The sequence below is a fragment of the Mycobacteroides chelonae CCUG 47445 genome (genome assembly GCF_001632805.1).
GTDB lineage: Bacteria > Actinomycetota > Actinomycetes > Mycobacteriales > Mycobacteriaceae > Mycobacterium > Mycobacterium chelonae.
Genome location: NZ_CP007220.1, coordinates 1,789,190 through 1,810,017 on the forward strand (window position 1 = coordinate 1,789,190; position 20,828 = coordinate 1,810,017).

The 20,828-nt window shown below is 65.2% G+C and carries 23 protein-coding genes; 20 read left to right on the forward strand and 3 right to left on the reverse strand.

Features of this window, described 5'->3' with window-relative positions; genetic code table 11:
• Nucleotides 1-29: 29 nt before the first annotated feature.
• From BB28_RS08840 to BB28_RS08865, 6 genes are all read left to right on the forward strand, one after another.
• On the forward strand, nt 30-1,073 hold the full coding sequence (locus BB28_RS08840) for a PhoH family protein (protein ID WP_046253232.1): 1,044 nt from the start codon (nt 30-32) through the stop codon (nt 1,071-1,073).
• Entirely contained in the window at nt 1,070-1,582 is a 513-nt protein-coding gene (ybeY, locus tag BB28_RS08845) for an rRNA maturation RNase YbeY (RefSeq protein WP_005060346.1), read from the forward strand. The genes BB28_RS08840 and ybeY overlap by 4 nt, the downstream gene beginning before the upstream one ends.
• A complete protein-coding gene (locus BB28_RS08850) occupies nt 1,582-2,898 on the forward strand; it encodes a hemolysin family protein (RefSeq protein WP_046253233.1) in 1,317 nt (438 codons plus the stop codon). Before ybeY ends, BB28_RS08850 begins: the two co-directional genes overlap by 1 nt.
• Nucleotides 2,891-3,217 carry a cytidine deaminase gene (locus BB28_RS08855; protein ID WP_030095195.1) on the forward strand — a complete coding sequence of 109 codons (327 nt, stop codon included), beginning with the start codon at nt 2,891-2,893 and terminating at the stop codon, nt 3,215-3,217. The genes BB28_RS08850 and BB28_RS08855 overlap by 8 nt, the downstream gene beginning before the upstream one ends.
• Nucleotides 3,214-4,128, forward strand: a complete 915-nt coding sequence (era, locus tag BB28_RS08860; protein WP_046253234.1) for a GTPase Era — start codon at nt 3,214-3,216, stop codon at nt 4,126-4,128. Before BB28_RS08855 ends, era begins: the two co-directional genes overlap by 4 nt.
• 140 nt (nt 4,129-4,268) lie before the next feature.
• The gene (locus BB28_RS08865) at nt 4,269-5,117 is read left to right on the forward strand and encodes a DUF559 domain-containing protein (RefSeq protein ID WP_046253235.1); all 849 of its coding nucleotides are present in this window, start codon (nt 4,269-4,271) and stop codon (nt 5,115-5,117) included.
• Nucleotides 5,118-5,195: 78 nt separating this feature from the next.
• Here BB28_RS08865 and BB28_RS08870 read toward each other — a convergent pair whose 3' ends face one another.
• Entirely contained in the window at nt 5,196-6,596 is a 1,401-nt protein-coding gene (locus BB28_RS08870) for an amidase (protein ID WP_046253236.1), read from the reverse strand.
• 73 nt (nt 6,597-6,669) lie between these two features.
• On the opposite strand from BB28_RS08870, the gene recO reads away from it, so the two are divergent.
• From recO to BB28_RS08885, 3 genes are read left to right on the forward strand one after another with little or no spacing between them, the layout of a single operon-like run.
• Nucleotides 6,670-7,455: a DNA repair protein RecO gene (gene recO / locus BB28_RS08875; protein ID WP_046253237.1), complete on the forward strand. Its 786-nt coding sequence runs from the start codon at nt 6,670-6,672 to the stop codon at nt 7,453-7,455.
• A complete protein-coding gene (locus tag BB28_RS08880; protein WP_030095200.1) occupies nt 7,418-8,326 on the forward strand; it encodes an isoprenyl transferase in 909 nt (302 codons plus the stop codon). The genes recO and BB28_RS08880 overlap by 38 nt, the downstream gene beginning before the upstream one ends.
• On the forward strand, nt 8,326-8,733 hold the full coding sequence (locus tag BB28_RS08885; RefSeq protein WP_046253238.1) for a hypothetical protein: 408 nt from the start codon (nt 8,326-8,328) through the stop codon (nt 8,731-8,733). The genes BB28_RS08880 and BB28_RS08885 overlap by 1 nt, the downstream gene beginning before the upstream one ends.
• On the opposite strand, the gene BB28_RS08890 is transcribed toward BB28_RS08885, so the two are convergent.
• Nucleotides 8,730-9,122, reverse strand: a complete 393-nt coding sequence (locus BB28_RS08890; RefSeq protein WP_272936687.1) for a Fur family transcriptional regulator — start codon at nt 9,120-9,122, stop codon at nt 8,730-8,732. The two genes, BB28_RS08885 and BB28_RS08890, sit on opposite strands and share 4 nt — an antisense overlap.
• Before the next feature lie 35 nt (nt 9,123-9,157).
• On the reverse strand, nt 9,158-9,517 hold the full coding sequence (locus BB28_RS08895) for an ArsR/SmtB family transcription factor (RefSeq protein ID WP_030095203.1): 360 nt from the start codon (nt 9,515-9,517) through the stop codon (nt 9,158-9,160).
• Between the two features lie 489 nt (nt 9,518-10,006).
• Between BB28_RS08895 and BB28_RS08900 the strand changes: the two genes are divergently transcribed.
• From BB28_RS08900 to BB28_RS08950, 11 genes are read left to right on the forward strand one after another with little or no spacing between them, the layout of a single operon-like run.
• Nucleotides 10,007-11,089 carry a hypothetical protein gene (locus BB28_RS08900; protein ID WP_081252360.1) on the forward strand — a complete coding sequence of 361 codons (1,083 nt, stop codon included), beginning with the start codon at nt 10,007-10,009 and terminating at the stop codon, nt 11,087-11,089.
• Nucleotides 11,061-12,257, forward strand: a complete 1,197-nt coding sequence (locus BB28_RS08905; RefSeq protein WP_081252235.1) for an N-acetyltransferase — start codon at nt 11,061-11,063, stop codon at nt 12,255-12,257. The genes BB28_RS08900 and BB28_RS08905 overlap by 29 nt, the downstream gene beginning before the upstream one ends.
• Nucleotides 12,257-13,237, forward strand: coding sequence for an NAD-dependent epimerase/dehydratase family protein (locus BB28_RS08910; RefSeq protein WP_046253241.1), 981 nt, complete (start codon nt 12,257-12,259; stop codon nt 13,235-13,237). Before BB28_RS08905 ends, BB28_RS08910 begins: the two co-directional genes overlap by 1 nt.
• Entirely contained in the window at nt 13,234-14,292 is a 1,059-nt protein-coding gene (locus BB28_RS08915) for a fatty acid desaturase family protein (protein WP_046253242.1), read from the forward strand. The genes BB28_RS08910 and BB28_RS08915 overlap by 4 nt, the downstream gene beginning before the upstream one ends.
• Nucleotides 14,289-15,644: an aminotransferase class III-fold pyridoxal phosphate-dependent enzyme gene (locus BB28_RS08920; protein ID WP_046253243.1), complete on the forward strand. Its 1,356-nt coding sequence runs from the start codon at nt 14,289-14,291 to the stop codon at nt 15,642-15,644. The genes BB28_RS08915 and BB28_RS08920 overlap by 4 nt, the downstream gene beginning before the upstream one ends.
• The gene (locus BB28_RS08925; protein ID WP_046253244.1) at nt 15,641-17,149 is read left to right on the forward strand and encodes a pyridoxal phosphate-dependent decarboxylase family protein; all 1,509 of its coding nucleotides are present in this window, start codon (nt 15,641-15,643) and stop codon (nt 17,147-17,149) included. The genes BB28_RS08920 and BB28_RS08925 overlap by 4 nt, the downstream gene beginning before the upstream one ends.
• Complete coding sequence (locus tag BB28_RS08930; protein ID WP_046253245.1) at nt 17,146-17,856, forward strand: hypothetical protein; 711 nt, start codon at nt 17,146-17,148, stop codon at nt 17,854-17,856. Before BB28_RS08925 ends, BB28_RS08930 begins: the two co-directional genes overlap by 4 nt.
• Nucleotides 17,853-18,371 (forward strand): SRPBCC family protein, encoded by a 519-nt coding sequence (locus tag BB28_RS08935; RefSeq protein WP_046253246.1) that lies wholly within the window; start codon nt 17,853-17,855, stop codon nt 18,369-18,371. The genes BB28_RS08930 and BB28_RS08935 overlap by 4 nt, the downstream gene beginning before the upstream one ends.
• Nucleotides 18,368-19,120, forward strand: coding sequence for a hypothetical protein (locus tag BB28_RS08940; RefSeq protein WP_046253247.1), 753 nt, complete (start codon nt 18,368-18,370; stop codon nt 19,118-19,120). Before BB28_RS08935 ends, BB28_RS08940 begins: the two co-directional genes overlap by 4 nt.
• A 2-nt stretch (nt 19,121-19,122) precedes the next feature.
• Nucleotides 19,123-20,061: an ABC transporter ATP-binding protein gene (locus BB28_RS08945; RefSeq protein WP_046253248.1), complete on the forward strand. Its 939-nt coding sequence runs from the start codon at nt 19,123-19,125 to the stop codon at nt 20,059-20,061.
• The gene (locus tag BB28_RS08950; RefSeq protein WP_046253249.1) at nt 20,058-20,828 is read left to right on the forward strand and encodes an ABC transporter permease; all 771 of its coding nucleotides are present in this window, start codon (nt 20,058-20,060) and stop codon (nt 20,826-20,828) included. Before BB28_RS08945 ends, BB28_RS08950 begins: the two co-directional genes overlap by 4 nt.

Genomic DNA, 20,828 nt, shown 5'->3' on the forward strand with positions numbered 1-20,828 from the left:
AACCCAAGAAAGCAGGCGACCGTAACCACGTGACGAGCCGAGAACAAGGTGCCGCTGCGCCGGCTTCGGAAGTACGCAGCAGCGTCGAGATTCCGAATGACCTCATCATGGGCCTGCTGGGTTCAGCCGATGAAAACCTGCGAGAGCTTGAGGACGTCCTTCCCGTCGATGTCCACGCCCGCGGAAACACCATCACCTTCACGGGCGAGCCCGCCGATATCGCGCTTGCCGAGCGGGTGATTTCCGAGCTGATCGTGATCGCCCGGCGCGGTCAGCAGCTCACGCCGTCGACCGTGCGGCACACCGTGGGGATGCTGACCGGCGATGGGGACGAGTCGCCCGCCGAGGTGCTGAGCCTGGACATCCTGTCGCGGCGCGGCAAGACGATCCGGCCAAAGACGTTGAACCAGAAGCGTTATGTGGACGCGATCGACGCCAACACGATCGTCTTCGGCATCGGCCCGGCCGGGACCGGTAAGACCTACTTGGCAATGGCGAAGGCGGTCAACGCCTTACAGAGCAAGCAAGTCACCCGCATCATCCTGACGCGCCCGGCCGTGGAGGCGGGGGAGCGGCTGGGGTTCCTGCCCGGCACGCTCAGCGAGAAGATCGACCCGTACTTGCGGCCCCTGTATGACGCGCTGCACGACATGATGGATCCCGAGCTGATTCCCAAGCTGATGGATGCGGGGGTCATCGAGGTCGCGCCGCTGGCCTACATGCGAGGCCGGACCATCAACGACGCGTTCATCATTCTCGACGAGGCGCAGAACACCACCGCCGAGCAGATGAAGATGTTCCTCACCCGGCTGGGCTTCGGCTCCAAGATCGTGGTGACCGGTGACATCACTCAGGTCGACCTGCCCGGCAACGCCCGTTCCGGGCTGCGCGCCGCCATGGACATTCTCGACAATATCGAGGGAATTCACTTCTCGGAGTTGACCAGTGCCGATGTGGTGCGCCACCGGCTGGTCTCGGAGATCGTTGATGCCTACGCGCGGTTTGAGGACTCGGACTTGACAGGCAACCGTGCGCAGCGACGCGCGTCGGGGAACCGGAGCCGGCACCGATGAGCATTGAGGTAGTCAACGAGTCGGGTATCGACGTCGCCGAGGGCGAGTTGGTCAGCGTCGCACGATTCGCCATTGCGGCAATGGATGTCCATCCGGCCGCCGAACTTTCGATGATGCTTGTCGACCTGGCGGCGATGGCCGACCTGCATATGCGGTGGATGGACCTGCCCGGTCCCACCGATGTGATGTCGTTCCCGATGGACGAACTGGAGCCTGGCGGACGTCCTGATGCGCCCGAGCCCGGGCCGTCGATGCTGGGCGATATCGTGCTGTGCCCGCAGTTCGCGGCCGAACAGGCTGAGGCAGCCGGACATTCGTTGGCGCACGAGCTGGCGCTGCTGACGGTGCACGGGGTGCTGCACCTGCTCGGCTACGACCACGCCGAGCCCGAGGAAGAGCGCGAGATGTTCGCGCTGCAGAACCAGCTGCTGCAGGATTGGTACGAGCAGCAGGCCCAGCTGTACCGAGATAGCCGTCTGCTCGACAAGTCGCGCAACTTCGACGAGTGATGTCTGGCATAGGGCTGCTGCTGGCGGCGATCGCGCTCGTCGGCCTGGGCGGCGCGTTCGCGGCCATCGATGCGGCCATCAACACGGTGTCCTCGGCGCGTGTCGACGAGCTGGTCCGCGAGGAGCGGCCCGGTGCGGTGCGGCTTTCGGTGGTGATCCGGGAGCGTCCGCGTTATGTGAACCTGGTGGTGCTGTTGCGTACCACCTGCGAGATCTTGTCGACGGTGTTCCTGGTCGGCTACCTCACCGCGCGGATGAGCCTTGGTGCGGCGCTGATGATTTCCGCGATTGTCATGGTGGTGACGAGTTTCGTGGCCATCGGGGTGGGCCCGCGCACGTTGGGGCGTCAGCACGCGTACTCGATCGCGCTGGGCGCCGCCGTTCCCCTGCAGGTGATTTCGGTGCTGCTGGGCCCGATTTCGCGGCTGCTGATTCTGCTCGGCAACGCGGTGACGCCCGGACGCGGTTTCCGTAACGGACCGTTCTCCTCCGAGATCGAGCTGCGCGAGGTGGTCGACATGGCACAGCAGCGCGGTGTGGTGGCCGATAACGAACGCCGGATGATCCAGTCGGTGTTCGAGCTGGGCGATACGCCGGCCCGCGAGGTGATGGTGCCGCGCACCGAGATGGTGTGGATCGAATCCGACAAGACGGCTGGTCAAGCGACTTCTCTGGCGGTGCGCAGCGGGCACTCCCGCATTCCGGTGGTCGGGGAGAACGTGGATGACGTCGTCGGCGTGGTCTTCCTCAAAGACCTTGTCCAGCAGACGTACTACTCGGTCAATGGTGGGCGCGACGTCACCGTGGCGCAGGTGATGAGGCCTGCGGTCTTCATCCCGGACTCCAAGCCGCTGGATGCGTTGCTGCGTGAGATGCAGCAGCACCGCAAGCATATGGCGCTGCTGGTCGACGAGTACGGGGCGATCGCCGGGCTGGTGACCATCGAGGACGTGCTGGAGGAGATCGTCGGGGAGATCGCCGACGAGTATGACCATGACGAGGTCGCCCCGGTGGAAGATCTGGACGACAAGGTGTTTCGTGTCTCCGCCAGACTGCCGATCGAGGACCTGGGGGAGCTGTACGACATCGAGTTCGACGAGGATTTGGACGTCGAGACCGTCGGCGGGCTGCTGGCGCTTGAGCTGGGGCGCGTTCCACTGCCGGGGGCCAAGGCTGCCTCGCACGGACTTTTGTTACAGGCCGAGGGTGGTCCCGATACGCGCGGCCGGGTGCGCATCGGCACGATTCTGGTGCAACCCGACCCCGACAGCGGCACGGCGGCAGGCGACGAGAAAACGGAGGAAAAAGATGACTGAGTTGGATGCGGAAGACAACAAGCTCGTCGTGCTGGCCCGTGGAGCGATGGGGCGTGCCGAAGCGAAGTCGGGGGCGGCGGTGCGCGACGGCGACGGCCGCACCTACGCCGGTGCGCCGGTGTCGCTTTCGGCGCTGTCGTTGACGGCGTTGCAGGCGGCGGTGGCGGCGGCGGTGTCCAGTGGAGCCTCGGTCATCGAGGCGGCGGTGCTGGTCGGCGGTTCACACGAGGATCCGGGCCTGGCTGCGGTGCGCGAGCTTTCGCCGTCGGCGACGGTCATCGTCACCGATCGCACCGGCGTGCCTGCGGGGCAGCTGTGACCTCGCCCGAATTCCGTTCGGGTTTCGTCTGTTTTGTCGGGCGGCCCAACACCGGTAAGTCGACGTTGACCAATGCGCTGGTCGGCCAGAAGGTCGCCATTACGTCGAACCGGCCGCAGACCACCCGGCACACGATCCGCGGCATCGTGCACCGCGAGAATTTCCAGATCGTGCTTGTCGACACTCCCGGGCTGCATCGACCGCGCACGCTGCTCGGGCAGCGGCTCAACGACCTTGTGCGCGATACGTATTCCGAGGTCGATGTGATCGGCCTGTGCATCCCGGCCGATGAGGGCATCGGGCCGGGTGACAAGTGGATCTACGAGCAGATCAAGCTCGTCGCACCGCGTACCACGCTGATCGCGATCGTCACCAAGATCGACAAGGTGAGCAAGGAGCGGGTGGCCGAGCAGCTGCTGTCGGTGTCGCAGCTCGTCGGGCCGGACGTCGACATCGTGCCGGTGTCCGCTGTCTCCGGTGCCCAAGTCGAGGTGCTGACAGAGGTTTTGGCGTCGAAGCTGCAACCGGGTCCCGCGTTCTACCCCGACGGCGAACTGACCGATGAGCCCGAAGAGGTGCTCATGGCCGAGCTGATCCGTGAGGCGGCGCTCGAAGGCGTCCGCGATGAGCTGCCGCACTCGCTGGCAGTGGTGATCGACGAGGTGAACGAACGCGAGGGTCGCCCCGAGGGTTCGGAGCTGATCGATGTGCACGCGATTCTCTATGTCGAGCGGGACAGTCAAAAGGGCATCGTCATCGGTAAGGGTGGCGCGCGGCTACGCGAGGTCGGGACCAACGCGCGCAAGCAGATCGAAAAGCTGCTCGGCACCAAGGTTTTCCTGGATCTGCGGGTCAAGGTCGCCAAGAACTGGCAGCGCGACCCCAAGCAGCTCGGCAAGCTCGGCTTCTAGGGGCGGGGGCCTTTTCCGCGCGGCCGCCCCTTTCCGCCGACACGCCGTGTAGTGGCGTATTCGTATCGCACGTTCTCGCCACTAACAAGCGTGTCGGCGCGAGGGCAGGTGTTGTCGGTGGTGCGTGGCAGGGTCCGGCCATGGACAAACTCATTGTGGGCAGCGAGGCCCTCGCTGCGGGTGTGCTCACACGGCATGAGCTTCGTCAGCACTACGACCCGGTTTTCCGCGACGTGTACCTTCCTGCCGGAACTGAATTGACGGCGAGCGTGCGGGCGAAGGCGGCGTACCTGTGGGCGGGCCGTCAGGCGGTGGTGTGCGGGGTGTCGGCGGCGGCGTTACTGGGCAATCGGTACATCTCTGCCGAACGCGTGGTCGAGCTGAATCGCTCGCGACGTAATGCTCCAGAGGGAATTGTCATCCGAGGTGATTGCCTCTTGCCCGATGAATGCACGATCGTCGGAGACGTCGCGGTGACCACCCCAGCGAGGACGATCTTTGATATCGGTCGACGAGTGCATTCAGCGAGGGCCGTCGAGCTGACGGATGTGCTGCTCCGTGATTGTGATGCTGCGGAGGTGGATTCATTGATCGCACGACACCACGGTGCTCGCGGTCTTCGGCGTCTGCAGAACGTGCTCTTCCTTGCAGACCCAGGTGCAGAATCTGTGCAAGAGACTAGATTACGGCTCTGTCTTGTCGGGGGTGGGCTGCCACGTCCTGAGACGCAGATTGAGCTCAGAGGTCCGAACGGGCGGATTGTTCGCCTCGATATGGGCTGGCGAGCCGAACGCTTGGCGGCCGAGTTCGACGGGGCGCAGCACTGGGGTGATTCTGTGCAGCATCGCCGGGACATCGAGCGGCAGGAGTTCATCGCGACGATGGGCTGGAAGCTTATGCGCGTCAGCCGCGACCAGCTGGCCAATGACCCGGGTGCGGTTGTCGAGCGGGTCAGATCTGCCTACCGAGCGCGAGCGCAGGCAGCCTGATGTCGACACACCCGTTAGTGGCGAGAACGTGCGATACGAATACGCCGCAACACGGCGTGTCGGCGCAGAGGCGGGCACTCACCACCAGGGGTCGGGGGTTTCCGATGCCCAATCGTTGATCGACTCCAGCTGCGCCGCAAGCGAAATGAGCAGCGGCTCGCTGTTCGCCGGGCCCATCAGCTGCACGCCGACGGGCAGCCCGTCTTGGGTGAACCCGGCGGGGACGTTGATCGACGGCCACCCGAGCACATTCCACGGCCACGTCATGGGGCAGGCGGCGATCTGTCCGCGATCCGTGGCGATGCTGCCAACATCGTCGAAATCGTAAATACCCGTTGGCGGTTGGGCAGTTGTCGGCGCCAGCACAACGTTGAAGCTGCCGAAGATCTTGCCGACGCGTGCCTGCAACCGCGGCTCGGCCGCGCGCGCCCGCCGCAGCGCCCAGCCGGCCAGTCGTCGGCCCGTGCGCATGTTCGTCACGGTGCGCTGGTCCCAGTTCGCCCCGGCGTCGAGCCGGTCGCGCCACGGCAGCAGTCCCGCGGTGGCGCGCGGCAGGAAGTTCATGCCGAGCCCGATGCCGTAGTCCGGGTCGCCCTCGGACACCATGTGCCCGAGGGAACGCAGCTGATGGCCCACATAGCGGGTGGCGGCTTCGATCGTCGGGTGAATTCTGGCGGGAAAGGCCGAGAACGGAACCTTGAGCGACAGTGCGATGCGCAGCTGCCCCGGGTCTTCGTGGACGGCATCCAGCACCCGGACGTGCGGTGGCTGGTGCAAATCGCCGGCCACGTTTCCCGACGCGGCATCTAACAACAGCGCGGCGTCGGCGACCGTGCGGGCCAGGGGCCCGTGCACCGTTATCCCGTTGAACGCCTCGGCCAGCGGCCAGGTGGAGATCCGGCCACGCTGCGGCTTGATGCCGATCAGATGTGTCCATGCGGCGGGAATCCGCACGCTCCCAGCCCCATCCGAGCCGATGGCCCCGGCGATAAGCCCGGCCGCCACCGCCGCGGCGCTGCCGCCCGAGGATCCGCCTGGGGTGTGGTTGCGGCTCCACGGGTTGCGGGTGTGGCCGAAGCCGGGCCCACTGGTGAAGCCCCACTGGCCCAGCTCGCACGTGTTGGTCTTACCGACGATCACCGCGCCCGCCGCCCGCAGCCGTCGCACCAGCTCGGCGTCCTCGGATTCCGAACCGACGGCCCCGGCGGTACCGAATGCGGTTGGGGTGCCCGCCAGGTCGGTGTCGTCTTTGATGGCAATGGGCACGCCGAGCAACGGCAGCCGGTCACCGGCAGCTAACCGCTTGTCGGCCACTGCGGCGTCGGCGAGGGCGTTCTTGGTGCACACCACCCGGAACGCGTTGAGGGTCGACTGGCTGGCTTTGATCGCGTTGAGTGCCGCGAGGGTCAACGAAACGGAGCTGACCGAACCCTCTACCAGCGCGGAGGCCTGGGACGTCAGCGTGGGAAAGCCCGACATGACGAGAAGGGTAAGCCGTCGAAATAGTGCGTCAATGCGGGGATTCGTCGGTACCAGATGGGAAACTCTTCGAATGCGGCTTTATCGGGATCGTGCTGTTGTGCTGCGCCAGCACAAGCTCGGTGAGGCCGATCGCATCGTGACCCTGCTGACCCGCCAGCATGGCCTGGTCCGCGCGGTGGCCAAGGGGGTGCGCCGCACCCGAAGTAAGTTCGGGTCACGGCTGGAACCGTTTGCGCATATCGACGTGCAGCTGCATCCGGGACGCAACCTCGACATCGTCACGCAGGTGCAGGCCATCGACGCCTTCGCATCGGACATCGTCAGCGACTACGGCCGGTACACCACCGCCTGCGCCATCTTGGAGACCGCCGAACGGATCGCGGGTGAAGAGCGCGCCCCGGCCGTCGCCCTGCACCGCCTCACCGTCGGCGCACTCAGGGCCATCGCTGATCAGCAGCGTCCGCGGGAGTTGGTTCTCGATGCATATCTGTTGCGCGCCATGAGCATTGCCGGATGGGCGCCCGCCATCAGCGAGTGTGCACGCTGCGCCACTCCCGGCCCGCATCGCGCTTTCCATGTGGCGGCCGGTGGCAGCGTCTGCGTGCACTGCCGTCCCGCGGGTGCGGCGACCCCGCCGCCGGGTGTGCTGGAGCTGATGGCCGCGCTCCATGACGGCGACTGGGCGGCCACCGATGACGTGCCGCAGACCCAGCGCACCCAGGCCAGCGGATTGATCGCGGCGCATTTGCAGTGGCACCTGGAGCGCAAGCTGCGGACACTCCCGCTCGTCGAACGTGGGACCAGGTTAAATATGACCCATGGTGAAGAGCAGCCAGCCCGATCCGCAGCAGGATAAGTACTTCACGGATTGGGCCGACGTCCCGCCCGGCTACGCCCCGACGTTCCCGGACAAGACGGTGTTTCCTGCTGTTTTCCCGAAGCTGCTGCCCGGATCGGGCCCCGGTGGCACCCGGCCACATCCCGCGCCCAAGCATCCCTCGGGTGCCGTACCGCCGGCCATCCCCAAGGAACTGGTACCGCGGCACGTGGCGGTGGTGATGGACGGCAACGGGCGTTGGGCACGGGCTCGTGGCTTGCCGCGCACCGAGGGGCACAAGATGGGCGAGGCCACCATGATGGACATGGTCTGTGGTGCCATCGAGATGGGCATCCCGTGGCTGACCACCTACGCGTTCTCGACGGAGAACTGGAGAAGGCCCGCGGACGAGGTTCGATTCCTGATGGGCTTCAACCGTGACGTGGTGAAGCGGCGACGCCATGATCTGAACAACATGGGCGTGCGGTTCCGCTGGGCGGGCCAGAAGACGCGGCTATGGAGCAGCGTCTACAAGGAGCTCGAGATCACCGAGGAGCTCACCAAGAACAACAGCACGTTGACCTTGACCACGTGCATCAACTACGGAGGCCGGGCCGAGATCGCCGAGGCGACACGCAGGATCGCCCGCCTGGTGGAGTCTGGGCAGCTCAAGCCCGACCGCATCACCGAAGAGACCATCGCCAAGTACCTCGACGAGCCGGACATGCCCGACGTCGATTTGTTCTTGCGGCCCTCGGGCGAGTTCCGGTCGAGCAACTTCATGATGTGGCAGTCGGCATACGCCGAGTTCGTGTTTCAGGAAAAGATGTACCCCGACTTCGACCGCCGCGACCTCTGGGCGGCCTGCCTCGAGTATGCGCAGCGCGACCGTCGATTCGGTACGGCGTAATGACCGACCCCGATAACGGAGCCGACGAGATTCTGGACCGCGTGTACCGCGTGCTGCACCCGGTGCTGCCGGTCATCAAGGAGCCTGATGGTGCGCTGAGGGCCGACTACGAGGGCACGCTCACCTCGATCCGCGCGGTCACCATCGCGGCGGGCCTGGATGTGGTGTCGCTGTCGCAGGTGTTGGCCTGGGATGTGGCGGTCAACGCGAAATCGCGGCATCTGGTCGATGGGTTGGCGCAGAAGTCCCTTTTCGGAAACATTCTGTTGGTCGCCAAGGGGCGCAAGGCAGATGTATTGCTGCGCTACAACTTTCCCGCCACCGAGATCTCGGATGAGGCATTGGTGACGCTCTTACTCATGGTGTTCGCCACCGGGGCCGATGCGCGAAGGGCGCTGGGTAACTAGGAGTTCCGGCGCAGGGCGCTGCAACGACTGCACAGACCGAAGACCTCCACCGTGTGGTGGACAGCGGTGAACCCGTGCTCTTCGGCGACATCGGTGGCCCATGCCTCGACCGCGCCGGCCTGCACTTCGACAGCGAAACCGCAACTCTGGCAGACCAAATGGTGGTGGTGTCCGTCCGAACAGCGTCGGTACACCGATTCGCCGGTGTCGTTGCGCAGCACATCGACCTCGCCTGACGTCGACATCGACTGCAGGGTCCGGTAGACGGTGGTCAGACCGATGCCTTCGCCGGTGCGTTTGAGTTCGTCGTGGAGCTCCTGCGCCGACCGGAATTCATCGGTCCGGTTCAGCAGCGCGGTGATGGCGGCCCGCTGTCGGGTGGACCGCACGGTGCCCGGCAAGGCTGCCCGCTCTTCGCGGACGTTCATCTCTGTTCCTCGGTGTGCGCCACCGCGTCGACGACGATATGAGAGAGGTGATCGTCGACGAGGCGGTACATGACCTCTCGTCCCTGACGTTCACCGGAGACCACTCCGGCAGCCTTGAGTACCCGCAGATGCTGACTGATGAGCGGCTGGGCGACACCGACCGCGTCGACCAACTCGTGGACGCAGCGCTGCGATTCGCGCAGCTGCAGCACGATGGCGATACGCACCGGCGCGGCAAGCGCGCGGAGCAGCTCACCGGACTGTTCGAGGATCTCGCGCGGGGGCAGCGGCCCGGGCGGTGTCAGCGGAGCATGCGGTGGCTCGGCATGTGCGGAACTAAGCACGGTGTTCACCACGGCGCTTCACCTCAACCTGAATCACGCCCCGGCCTGTCCGGAGACCCAACATGGGGTCCGGCGGCAAACCGGGCCCATCTATTGAGGGTAGTGGCCGATTCCCGATCTGGTGGTAAGGGTGCCGCCGTGGCGGCCGGGGGATGGTGCCGACTCGGGTCATCACAGTACCGTGCCGCCGAATCTTCAAAAATTTGCTGAAACACACGAATTCGTCAGCCGCAGATGCGGCGGGTGGGGCAGAAGGGCCTGTACATCTAGGCATGGTCGGCGATTTGATCACGGCGTCCTGGTGTTCACTCCAGGTCGTCCCATTGGGGTTTCCGGTGTGTCTCATCGTGGTTTATGCACCTCAATCGGCCAGTTGTGGGTGAGGAGTGTCACAGCCTGCTCCCAGGTCGCGGCGTTGACACGGCGCTGCCCGGTCTCTACGTTATGAAAACGATAATCATTACCAATTAAGTCTATGACGCCTACCTGAGGATGATCGCCATGGCCACCTTTGCTACCGGCACCGACGAGCTAAAGAACACCGACGGTGTGAACCGGCCAGGGTGGTTTGTCAGCAGACGCGTCGACATCCTCTTCGTCTTCGGTTTGGGCGCGTTGTTGTCCGCGGTGCTCTTCGCGGCCGACGGGCACAAGGGCGTATTCCTCGTCGGTGCGGTGACCTTTTCCCTGCTATCCGACCTCCCGCATGTGCTGACGACGACGGCGCGCGTGTGGATGGATCCCCGCGAGCGGTCCCGGTTCTGGGCGCATTACGTGATCAGCTTCGTGGTGGTCGCCGCGATCGTCGGCACGTTGTGGTTCGGCGGCTGGATGGTGCCACTGCTGGCCATCTGGGCCTATTGGCAGGTGTTCCACGTGCTGAAACAGCACTTCGGCATCATCAACATCTACGCGGCGAAGAACGGTTACAAGGGCCCGCGTAACCGGATCAAGTACGCGCTGTACGCCGTCTGCCTGGCTCCGGTGCTGTACCGGGCGAGCCAGGGCCTGAACTTCTCCGAGTACGTGGTCTTCGGTCATCGACTGCCGTTCTCGAACCTGAGCGTGCCGGTGCCGCCCATTCCCGGATTCTTGGTCATCGGTGGATTCGTCTGTGCCGCAGTAATGTTGGGAATCGCGGTCTGGGAGCAGGTGCAGCTCAAGAGGGCAGGGCAGCGCACGCTGCCGGCCATGGCGGTGGCCACCTTCATCATCGCGGCGCTGTCCTACAACCTGTCCTACCTGCTGGTCTCGGACCTTTTCGCACTCATCCTGATCGCGACGACAACGCACAGCCTGCAGTACCACCTGATCAACTGGACGCGGAACAACACCCGTTTCGCGCACACCGAGGATCCGGGTGAGAAGAAGCTGCTGCTGGCACGGCTCTCGACGCGTAAGGCGCTGCCGCTGTACATCGCGTTCTTCGGGGGGCTGGGCATCCTCGCCGGGCAGCTCGACACGGTCATCTTCGCGGTCCCGCTCACCTTCGTGCTGCACCACTTCTACATGGACGGTGCGCTGTGGAAGAGCAAGGGCAATCCCGAATTGGCCCATGACCTCGGAATTGTCCGTGCTGGATAACGAACTGATCCAGCAGCCCGCCGGGCAGCGGCAGGGGCGCCCGCCGGTCTCGGTGCGTCGCGTCGAGTCTCGTCGTGATGCCAGGCAGTTCATCTCGATGCCCTGGCGCCTCTACGGTGACGACCCGCAGTGGCGCCCGACGCTGCGCCGCGTCATGCACGCGAAGATGAACGCCAAGCACAACCCCCTGCACCAGGAGGTGCAGATCGAGAACTTCGTCGCCTATCGCGGCGACAACCCCGTGGGCCGAATCTCCGCCAGCATCGACTCGGCATACGTACAGCGCTACGGCGACTGCGCATTCTTCGGGTTCTTCGAGAGCGAGGACGACGAAGCGGTTGCGGGCGCCCTGCTGAGAACGGCCGAGCAATGGGCCGTGCGTCGGGGTATCACCAAAATGGTCGGCCCGTTCAGCTACACCTCACGTGAGGAGGTGGGCCTGCTGATCTCCGGGTACGACAAGCCACCGGCGGTCATGCAGCCGTACAACCCCCAGTACTACCCGGAGCTGGTGGAGGCGGCCGGATATCGCAAGAAGTTCGATACCGCCTCCTTCCGTTGGCATGTCGACGGCAACCCGCAAGTCCAGCAGCGCCTGCTCAAGCGCGCCGACGCGGTGATGCGTGATCAGGGAGTGTCGGTGCGTTCGGTGCGAATGCGCGACTACGCCGACGAGCTGGAGATGTTGCGTGGGCTCTACAACGACTCCTTCGCCCATCATCCCGAGAATGTCCCGCTCAGCCGCGAGGTGTTCTCGGGTATGGCCGCCGAGATGCGGCCGCTGATCGACCCGAACATCGTGCGGATCGTCGAATCCGCTGGTACTCCAGTCGGATTCCTGCTGATGCTGCCGGACGTCAACGAGGTCACCGGGCGCTCGGGTCGGCTCACCCCCGCGCTGCTGGCACGGCTCGCGGTCCGGTGCCACGGCCGTATCCGGGGAATCGACACCGCTGTGGTGGTGCTCATCGGCGCGGTGCAGACCCAGTTCGGGGCCGGGATCGGACGAATCCTGGCGGGGGAGATCGTGCGGACGATCACCGGCAGCGGCTATTCGTCGGTGGCCACCACGTGGGTGCACGAGGACAACGTGTGGTCGAATTCGCTTACCTCCCAAATGAAGACAGACCCGGAGAAAATCCATCGGGTCTACCAGAAGGCCCTGTGATGGGCGGCCGGACGTTGGTCACCGGGGCTACCGGGTACCTGGGTTCCACCCTCGTCGAGTCCTTGGTGCAGGCCGGCGAGCAGGTCACGGTCCTGACGAACCCGCACGATCCCGCCGTTCTTGGTGACGCGCTGCGCCCGCATGTCGATGTGGCCGTCGCCGACATCACCGACGCGCAGAGCATCGACGACGCGATGCGCGGTGTGTCCCATGTGTATCACCTGGCGGGTATCGCATCACCGAACTCGCGACTCGGACACAGGATTTGGCAGACCAATGTGCTCGGCACCTACCACGTGGCCCGCGCTGCCCTCGAACACGGCGTGCAGCGCGTGGTGCACGTTTCCTCCACCGCTGCCATCGGGTACCCACGCAACGGCGTGGTGGCCGATGAAGACTTCGACCTGCGCGATTCGGTGCTGGACAACGTGTATTCGGCGACCAAACGTGCCGGCGAGCGGTTGATGCTGGACTTCGCCGAGCGCGGTCTGGACGTGGTGGTCGTGAACCCCGCCGCCGTGTTCGCGCCCGGCACCGGGCCGGCCCGATCCTGGCAGGGGCTGTTGGTCGCCGCCCGCAAGGGCCTGCTGCGCGTGGTGCCACCCGGCGGGACCGCCGTGTGCTCGGCACAGGATTTCGTGGTGGGTATCACTGCGGCAATGGCTAAGGGTGACAACGGGCGTCGGTACATCTTGAGCACCGCCAATCTGTCCTACCGGCAGATCGGGGAGCTGCTGGTGACCGCGGTGGGGCGTGAGCATCCGGTGCGGTCCGCACCCATGGGACTGTTCCGGGCGGTGGGCAAGGGCAACAGGCTGGTCCGCGATATCTCCTTGCGCTTCGACCCCGACGATGCGCTGATTCCCGAGAACGTCGAACTGATGGCCCGCGAGCTGTACTACGCGCCCGACAGGGCGGTGCGAGAGCTGGGCATTCCCCAGGTATCCACCCACGAGTTGATAGCGGAGTTTGTGCGATGACGGTCGAGGCACGGCAGGTGCAGGGCGGCTCCAAGGAAGTGCTCGGCATTTCGATGGCCGATGCGCGCTCACTGGTGGCAGACCTGGCTGCCCGCCGCCAATGGATCTATTGGCTGGACTTGGCCGCCTGTGTGACAGTCGGGTACACCGCGTTCCTGTTGTGCCCGGCGGGCGATCTACTCTCGCTCCCGGCCGCGGCCTGCGTCGTGGTGGCGGCCTTCGCGTTCTACCGCGCGGTGCTGTTCGTCCACGAGCTGGTGCATGCCGAGCGTGACCTGCGCTGGTTCTCGGTGGTGTGGCACGTGGTATGCGGAATCCCGCTGCTGGTGCCGAAATTCACCTTCGAGTTCCATCACGAACACCACGCGTCGCGCACCTACGGCACCGCCGAGGACGGCGAGTATGTGGCCTACGGCAGCGAGCCGCGCTGGCGTGTCATCCTGTTGCCGTTCACCGCGGCGGTCGGGCCACTGGCATTTGTTTTCCGGTTCTTGGTGCTGGGGCCGCTGAGCTGGTTGATTCCCGCGATCAGGCCCGCGGTGCTGACGCGGGCTTCGTCGCTCATGATCGACGCCGACTTCGAGCGCCCGTTGCCGCCCGCGGGTACACCCCGCTCCTGGCTGATGCAGGAAATCGCCTGTTTCGCATACACATCGGCCTTGCTGGTGCTGCTGATCCTGGGCGCCTACTCGCCGATGCGGCTGCTGGAGGCGTATCTGGTGATGGCGCTGGCGTTGTTCGTGAACTGGTTGCGGGTACTGGCGGCGCACCGGTACGAGGGCACGACCGAACGCATGACCTTCCCCGAGCAGATCCTGGACTCCATCGATCACCCCTCGGTGCCGGTACTGGGTGCACTATGGGCCCCCGTCGGCCTGCGTTTCCATGCGGTGCATCACTTCTTTCCCCAGCTGCCGTACCACCAGTTGGGGGAGGCGCGCCGCCGGCTGGAGGCGGCGATTCCACCCGATGCCGGGTACTGGACCACCGAAGATCGTTCACTTGCCTCATCGTTGCGGCGGCTACTGGCTCACCCACGCAAGGAGGCGTCATGACTGCCGATCAATTGACTTCTACGGCAAGGGAATCTCGGGCGGCTACCTACTCCCGCCGGTTGCCGATACGGCCGGTCGAGGCGCGGGGTGCCCGGGTGCGTGCCGACGACGGCCGCTGGTACGTCGATTGCCTCGCCGCCGCCGGTGCCATGTCGCTGGGCTGGAACCACCCGGTCATCAGTGAGGCCGTCATGAAGACGGTGTCCTCCGGGGAGCCATTGCTCTCACTGGACTTTCACACGCCGTCCCGCGACCGGTTCGTCGAGGAGCTGCTTTCGATCCTGCCGGTGAGGCTTGCCGCCGATGCCAGCATCCACTTGTGCTCGCCCAGCGGGGCCAGCGCTGTGGAGGCCGCTCTCATGCTCGCCGAGGTTGCCACCGGCGGCCGCGAACACGTTGGGGTACAGGGCGGATTCCATGGCTGCACACGGGCCGCACGCGCGGCGAGCTCCGGTGGGGGGCTGCGTCAGCAGCCGGTGGTGCTGTCACCGCAGGCGAGCTTCCTGCCTTACCCGCAGGAGTATCGCAGCCCGTTCGGGGTGGGCGGGGAGCAAGGCGTCGAGCTCGCCATTGCCGCGGCCGATGCGCTGGCGCGTCCGCACAGTGGCGTGACGGCACCGGCATCGCTGATCGCCGAGTTCGTGCTCGGTGAGGGCGGGGTGATTCCTGCGCCGCCGCGCTGGGGACAGGCGCTGCGCCGCACCGCATCGACACTCGGGGTTCCGCTGATCGCCGATGAGGTGCAGGCGGGCATGTTCCGTACGGGCCCGGCGTGGGCATTCCAGCACTGCGGTATCGAACCTGACATGGTGGTGATATCGAAGGGGCTTGGATCCGGCATCCCCATCGCGGTCCTGGTGGTGCGCAAGGAGTTCGACGTGTGGGAACCCGGTGCTTTCACTGGGACGTTCCGCGGGAACGCCATGGCCTTCGCCGCCGCCAGTGCCGTGATTCGCTTCGCACGGGAGAACGGTCTGCGTGCACAGGTAACCGCGCGGGGCAAAACCTTCCTGGATGGCTTGAATGCCCTTGCATCCCGCTCGAAGCTGGTGGGTGACGTACGCGGGGTCGGGCTCATGCTGGGTGTGGAGATCGTGGATCCCGATCTGCCGTGGCGGGATGATGCTGGGGCCCCGGCGCCCGAGCTTGCCGCCGAGATTCAGCGTGCGTGCCTGCACCACGGCCTCATCGTGGAGACCGGTGGCCAGTACGGCAACGTAGTGCGATTCTTGCCACCACTGACCATCGAAGAATCCGATATCGCTGCGGCGCTGAATGCATTTGAGTCGGCACTTGCGGCGGTGGAGCGCACTCGAGCGACCGCCGAGCCGGCATTGGCGGAATCTCGATGACGCCAACCCCAAGCCCCTTCGTGAGTGATTTCCTCACCGGGGAGAGTGACAACGCGTACCGCGAGGCCGTCATGCTGGCGGCCGACCGAGCCAGCGTCGTGCTGGGCGGTGCCACCAAACCGGGCCTGGTAGAGGGTTATGCGGCGTTGAAAGACGATGCCGGGCGGCTCGACCTCGATGATTCCGAGGGGGTCGGGCTGAGCCGGGCCTTGGATGAAGCAGCGGGGCTGCTGGCCGAGAAGTCGGTGGTGGTCACGCATCCGGCGTACTTGGCGCATCTACACTGCCCGCCCGCGCTGCCGTCCCTGGCCGCCGAGGTACTGATCAGTGCGTTCAATCAGTCGATGGACTCCTTCGACCAAGCACCCGCTGCCACCGCGATCGAACAGCAGGTTGTCGAATATCTCTGCAGCAGAATGGGGTACGGTCCCGGATCGGATGGGACCTTCACCAGCGGGGGCACCCAATCGAACCTGCAGGCTTTGTTGCTCGCGCGGGATCTGTTCGCGTACAAAACCTATGGCTGGGACATAGCCGCCCGGGGGTTGCCGCCCCAGGCCAGTTCGTGGCGTGTGCTGTGCACTCGGCAGACGCATTTCTCGGTGCAACAGGCGCTGCGGGTGTTGGGTCTCGGGACCGCCGCGGTTCTCGAGGTACCGACCGACGAGGCCGGACGGCTGCGCGCCGGGGCGCTCGTGGAAATCCTGGAGGACGCGGACCGCGCCGCCACACCCGTATTCGCGCTCGTACTCACAGCCGGGACAACGGACTTCGGGGCGATCGATCCGCTGGAAGAACCCATCGCCATGGCGCGTGCGCGCGGGATCTGGAGCCACGTGGATGCGTGCGCGGGTGGGTGCTTGATCTTCAGCGAGCAGCACCGAAACCTGCTGCGCGGTATCGAATCGGCCGACTCGGTTGCCCTGGATTTCCACAAGTTGCTCTTCCAGGCGATCAGCTGCAGCGCCCTGCTGGTGCGCAACCGGGAGAGCTTCGGAGTGCTTGCCGCACATGCCGATTACCTCAACCCCGAGAGTGACTCCGAGCACGATGTGCTCAATCTTGTGGGTAAGTCGCTGCAGACCACGCGGCGTTTCGACGCGCTGAAGGTACTGGTCACGCTGCGCGCGGTGGGACAGCGGCATGTCGCGGCGATGATCGATGCCACCTGTGCGGCGGCGCACGCCGCGGCGCAGGCAGCGGCCGAACATGCGGACCTGGAGCTGGCGGCGCCGGTGAGTACCAACACTGTGGTGTTGCGCTGGCGGCAGCCGGGCATCGAGTCCGAGGCGTGCGACCGCGTCAATGACGCGGTCCGCGCCGAGCTAGCGCGCACCGGCCGGGCTATTGTGGGCCGCTCCAGTGCGGCCGGGGGACAGGCGATCAAGCTCACCTTCGTCAATCCCTTGGTCACGGCGTCGATGGCGGCAGCGATGGTGTGCGAGATAGCCGCCCACGGTAACCGGATCTGGTCTGCGCGTGTCCCGGAGGTCAGCGCCGTATGAGCAATCCGTTGGTACGCGTCGAGCGTGTGTCGGCCGACGACGCCCGCTTTGCCTGGGCCAAGAATGTCGAGTTCACGATTTTCGGCCTGGAGAACGATTTCGCCGGGAATGTCGATATCGCGGCGGGGGAGATGGTGCATTACCGCCCGTGGGAGCGGTCCTCGGAGATTTACGTCGGCTTCACCGAGGAATCGCGCGAGCATCCTGTTGGTGTATTGCGTTCGTTGCGATACGACCCCGAGCTCGGATTCGGCAGCTTCAGCACCTTGCGTGACGCCCGGAGCTTCCCGGGGCACGGTGGCCCGGCGCGTAATTATCTTTACCCGCAGTGGGATTCGTTCTTCGCGGAGCTGGATCCGGAACGGATCGCCGAGCTGGCGACGCAGGGCGTGCGCAAGAAGTTCCGGCGTGCCGGAATGATCGAGCAGATCTGGCAGGCATTCTTCGGAACCCTGGCCGCCGACGGTGTCCAGTTTGTGACGGTGGCGCTGGTGGTGCCGCTGTTCAACTGGTACCAGCACCTGCTGCCGCACCGGTTGCACCAGATCGGTGACATTCTGCCCGACTACATCGGTGCCGACAGCGTGCCGGCCGTTCTGGACATCAGTGGCTCCTTCGTCCCCGACGCTACCGACGCCGTACGAGACGGCTCGCTGCTGACCGCTACTACCGCACTTCCGTCCCCCGATAAGGAAAGAACCAGATGAGATCGATTCACACCGAAGAACACGTCTTTCGCAAGGTCAGCGAGATCGACTGTCCCGTAGACAAAGTGTGGGAGCGGGTGACCACGCAAGAGGGCATCAACGACGAGATGGGCCCGTACATGAAGATGACGATGCCCAAGCAGTTCCGGGGCCGGTCCATCGCGGACGTCACTCCGGGCACCCGGATCGGTAAGAGCTTCCTGCTGTTGTTCGGTGTTCTGCCCTTCGGGTTCGACGACATCACGGTGGCCCGGCTCGAGCCCGGCCGGATGTTCCGTGAAGAGTCGCTCATGACCGGTATGCGGGTGTGGGTGCACCACCGCACCCTGGAGCCGGTGGCATCCGAGACGGGCGAAAAGACACGGGTGACCGACGAGATCACCCTGGCCCCGCAGGCCCCGCTGGGTTTGATCCCCGGATGGGGGAGATTGATGAGCAAGGTTCTGGCGGCCTTCTTCGCGCATCGGCACCGGCGGCTGAGCCGGACTCTGTCCGTCACCGGGGCTCTGCGATGAGACGTCTGGGCACGGCCGCCGCCGTTGCGCTGTCGGCCGCGCTGGCCGCCGCCTGCGCACCGGTGAACGAGGAGGCCGGGAAGCCCGTCGGGCATGCCTTCGCGCTGTTGAAGTATCCATCTGCACAAGGAGATCCGGCGTCCGAGCCGCAGGGTAAATCACCCTTCGGTGACTATGCGCTGGAGGTCTCCGGCTCGGTAACCTACCTCGGCGAGACCACCGCGCTACCCGGTGCCGGTGTCATGACTATTGGCCCGGGTCCGCGGCGCGGGGAACTAAAGATCGAACAGTATTACCAGGGCGACCGATTCCCCTACGAGACCGGGATCGTCTCCGGCGGGGAAGGTAAGCCCAGCACCCTGGATGCCATCACCATCGTCAACCCGCTGGATTCGCGGGTGACGCTGCAATGCACCATCGACGGCGGAATCACCCTGTCCGACATAGACAGTGAGCGTGAGCTCAGCGGTACCTGTGGTGGGGGAGCCAAGGCCCACGGTCACATCAGACCCGAGGGCACCCGCAAGGCGAATTGGCGCGATAAGCCGGTTGAACTCGTACGGACCGTCCTGGATCTCACCGTCACCGGCGCAAGCAGCGGTCAGATCCATCAGATCAACGAGGTACCCAAGGACAGCACGGTCGGCAGCTTCCCGCTGTACACGTCGATCGACGTGAACATGACGGCTCAGGGCATCAGCCTCGCCGAGAAGCTGGAACGCCACGTCCTCCCGAGAGTGAAGGGCTGAGCATGGCCACAGACACGAACGCTCCCGCACTGCGGGCGACAGACCTGGTGAAGGAATATCCCGGCGCCGAGGCTCGAGCCGTCGACGGGCTGAATCTGACGATCCCGCAGGGCATCGTCTACTGCCTGCTCGGAAGGAACGGTGCCGGCAAGACCACCACCATCCGCATGGCGACCACACTGCTGGCGCCCACCAGCGGGGAGCTTGAGGTACTCGGGATTCCGGTCGACAAGACCAAGGAGCTGCGCCCGCTGATCGGCGTGGCGCTGCAAGAGGTGGCGCTCGATCTGTGGATGTCGCCGGTCGAGCAGATCCGGATGAGCCTGGCAATCGCCGGTTGGCCCAAGGGGAAGCGAAAGTCCCGCGAGGAAGAACTGGTCGAGCAGTTCGGCTTGGGCAGCTACCTGAACCGGAAGGTGGGTGCCCTCTCGGGCGGCATGCGCCGCCGCGTCGATGTCGCACTGGCGGTGGCTCACAACCCGCAGATGTTGTTTCTCGACGAGCCGTCCAGCGGGCTGGACATCGAAGGAAAACAGGAGGTGTGGAATGCCATCCGGCTGCTACGCGCCGAAGGGCGCACCGTCGTGTTGACGACACACGATATGGACGAGGCGGTGTCGCTCGCCGACGAGGTCGGCATTGTCAAGAGTGGTCAGCTTGTCGCCTCGGGTTCCACTCAGGAGTTCACCCGCAGTCACGGCTACGCGATCGAAATCTCCGCCGACGGTGACATCTCCGAAGACACGGCCAAGGAATTGTCGGCCGTGGGCTACGCGGTGCAGCGCACGGACACCGGGACCCTCTCCGCAACAGTGGATTCCGCATCGGCATCGGAGCTGGGGGCACTGAGCGCCGAACTGGGCCGGATCGGTCTGGGCGCGGCCAATATCGAAGTGCGATCCACCTCGCTGCGCGACGCATTCCTGGAGGTAACCCAGTGACCGCCTTGTCCAACACGGCACGACTTTTCCGCCGCTATGTCGTAGTGGGCTTGCGGCAGCCGGTTTTCGGGTTCATTTTCCCGATCGTGTTCCCGGTCGTTCTCGTGATCTTCGTACGCTCCATGTTCCAGCGCGTCGCGGATCTTCCGGGATTCCCGCTGTCCTCGTACACCGCGTACATCGCGCCGGGGCTCATCATGCTTATCCCGATGCTCGGGGCCGGATATGGCGCCGGCACCCTCATCGACGAGATCAGATCGGGATTCACCGACCGGCTGCGGCTGTACGGTGTGTCCACCGGCCAGATCATGGCAGCCAAGATCGGCTTTGAGATGTTCCGCATCCTGCCGGCGGCGGTCATCGTCATCGCACTGCTGGCCTTCCTCGACGCACCACTGCGGGCCGGTCTGCTCACCGGAGTTTTCCTGGTCCTGGTGATGTTCCTGTGGTCGGCGGCGTACAGCTCGCTGTTCTACCTGGTGGCATTGCGCACTCTCAATCCACAGGCTCCGGTGGCGATGCTGCCACTGGCGTTGCCGGTGCTGTTCGTCAGCCAGGCACTCATGCCCTCGGTCTTCCTGTCCGACTGGCTCAGGATCAGCATCAACGCTAACCCCTTCTCGCACATCGTGTCCGCCGCCTCCACGATCATGTACGGCGAATTCGACGCGATGCTCGTCGTCAAGGGTTCGCTGGTGGCCATCGGCATGTTCGCACTGCTGCAAATCCCCATCCATCTGGTGATCCGCCGGAAAATCGGCAAGTAG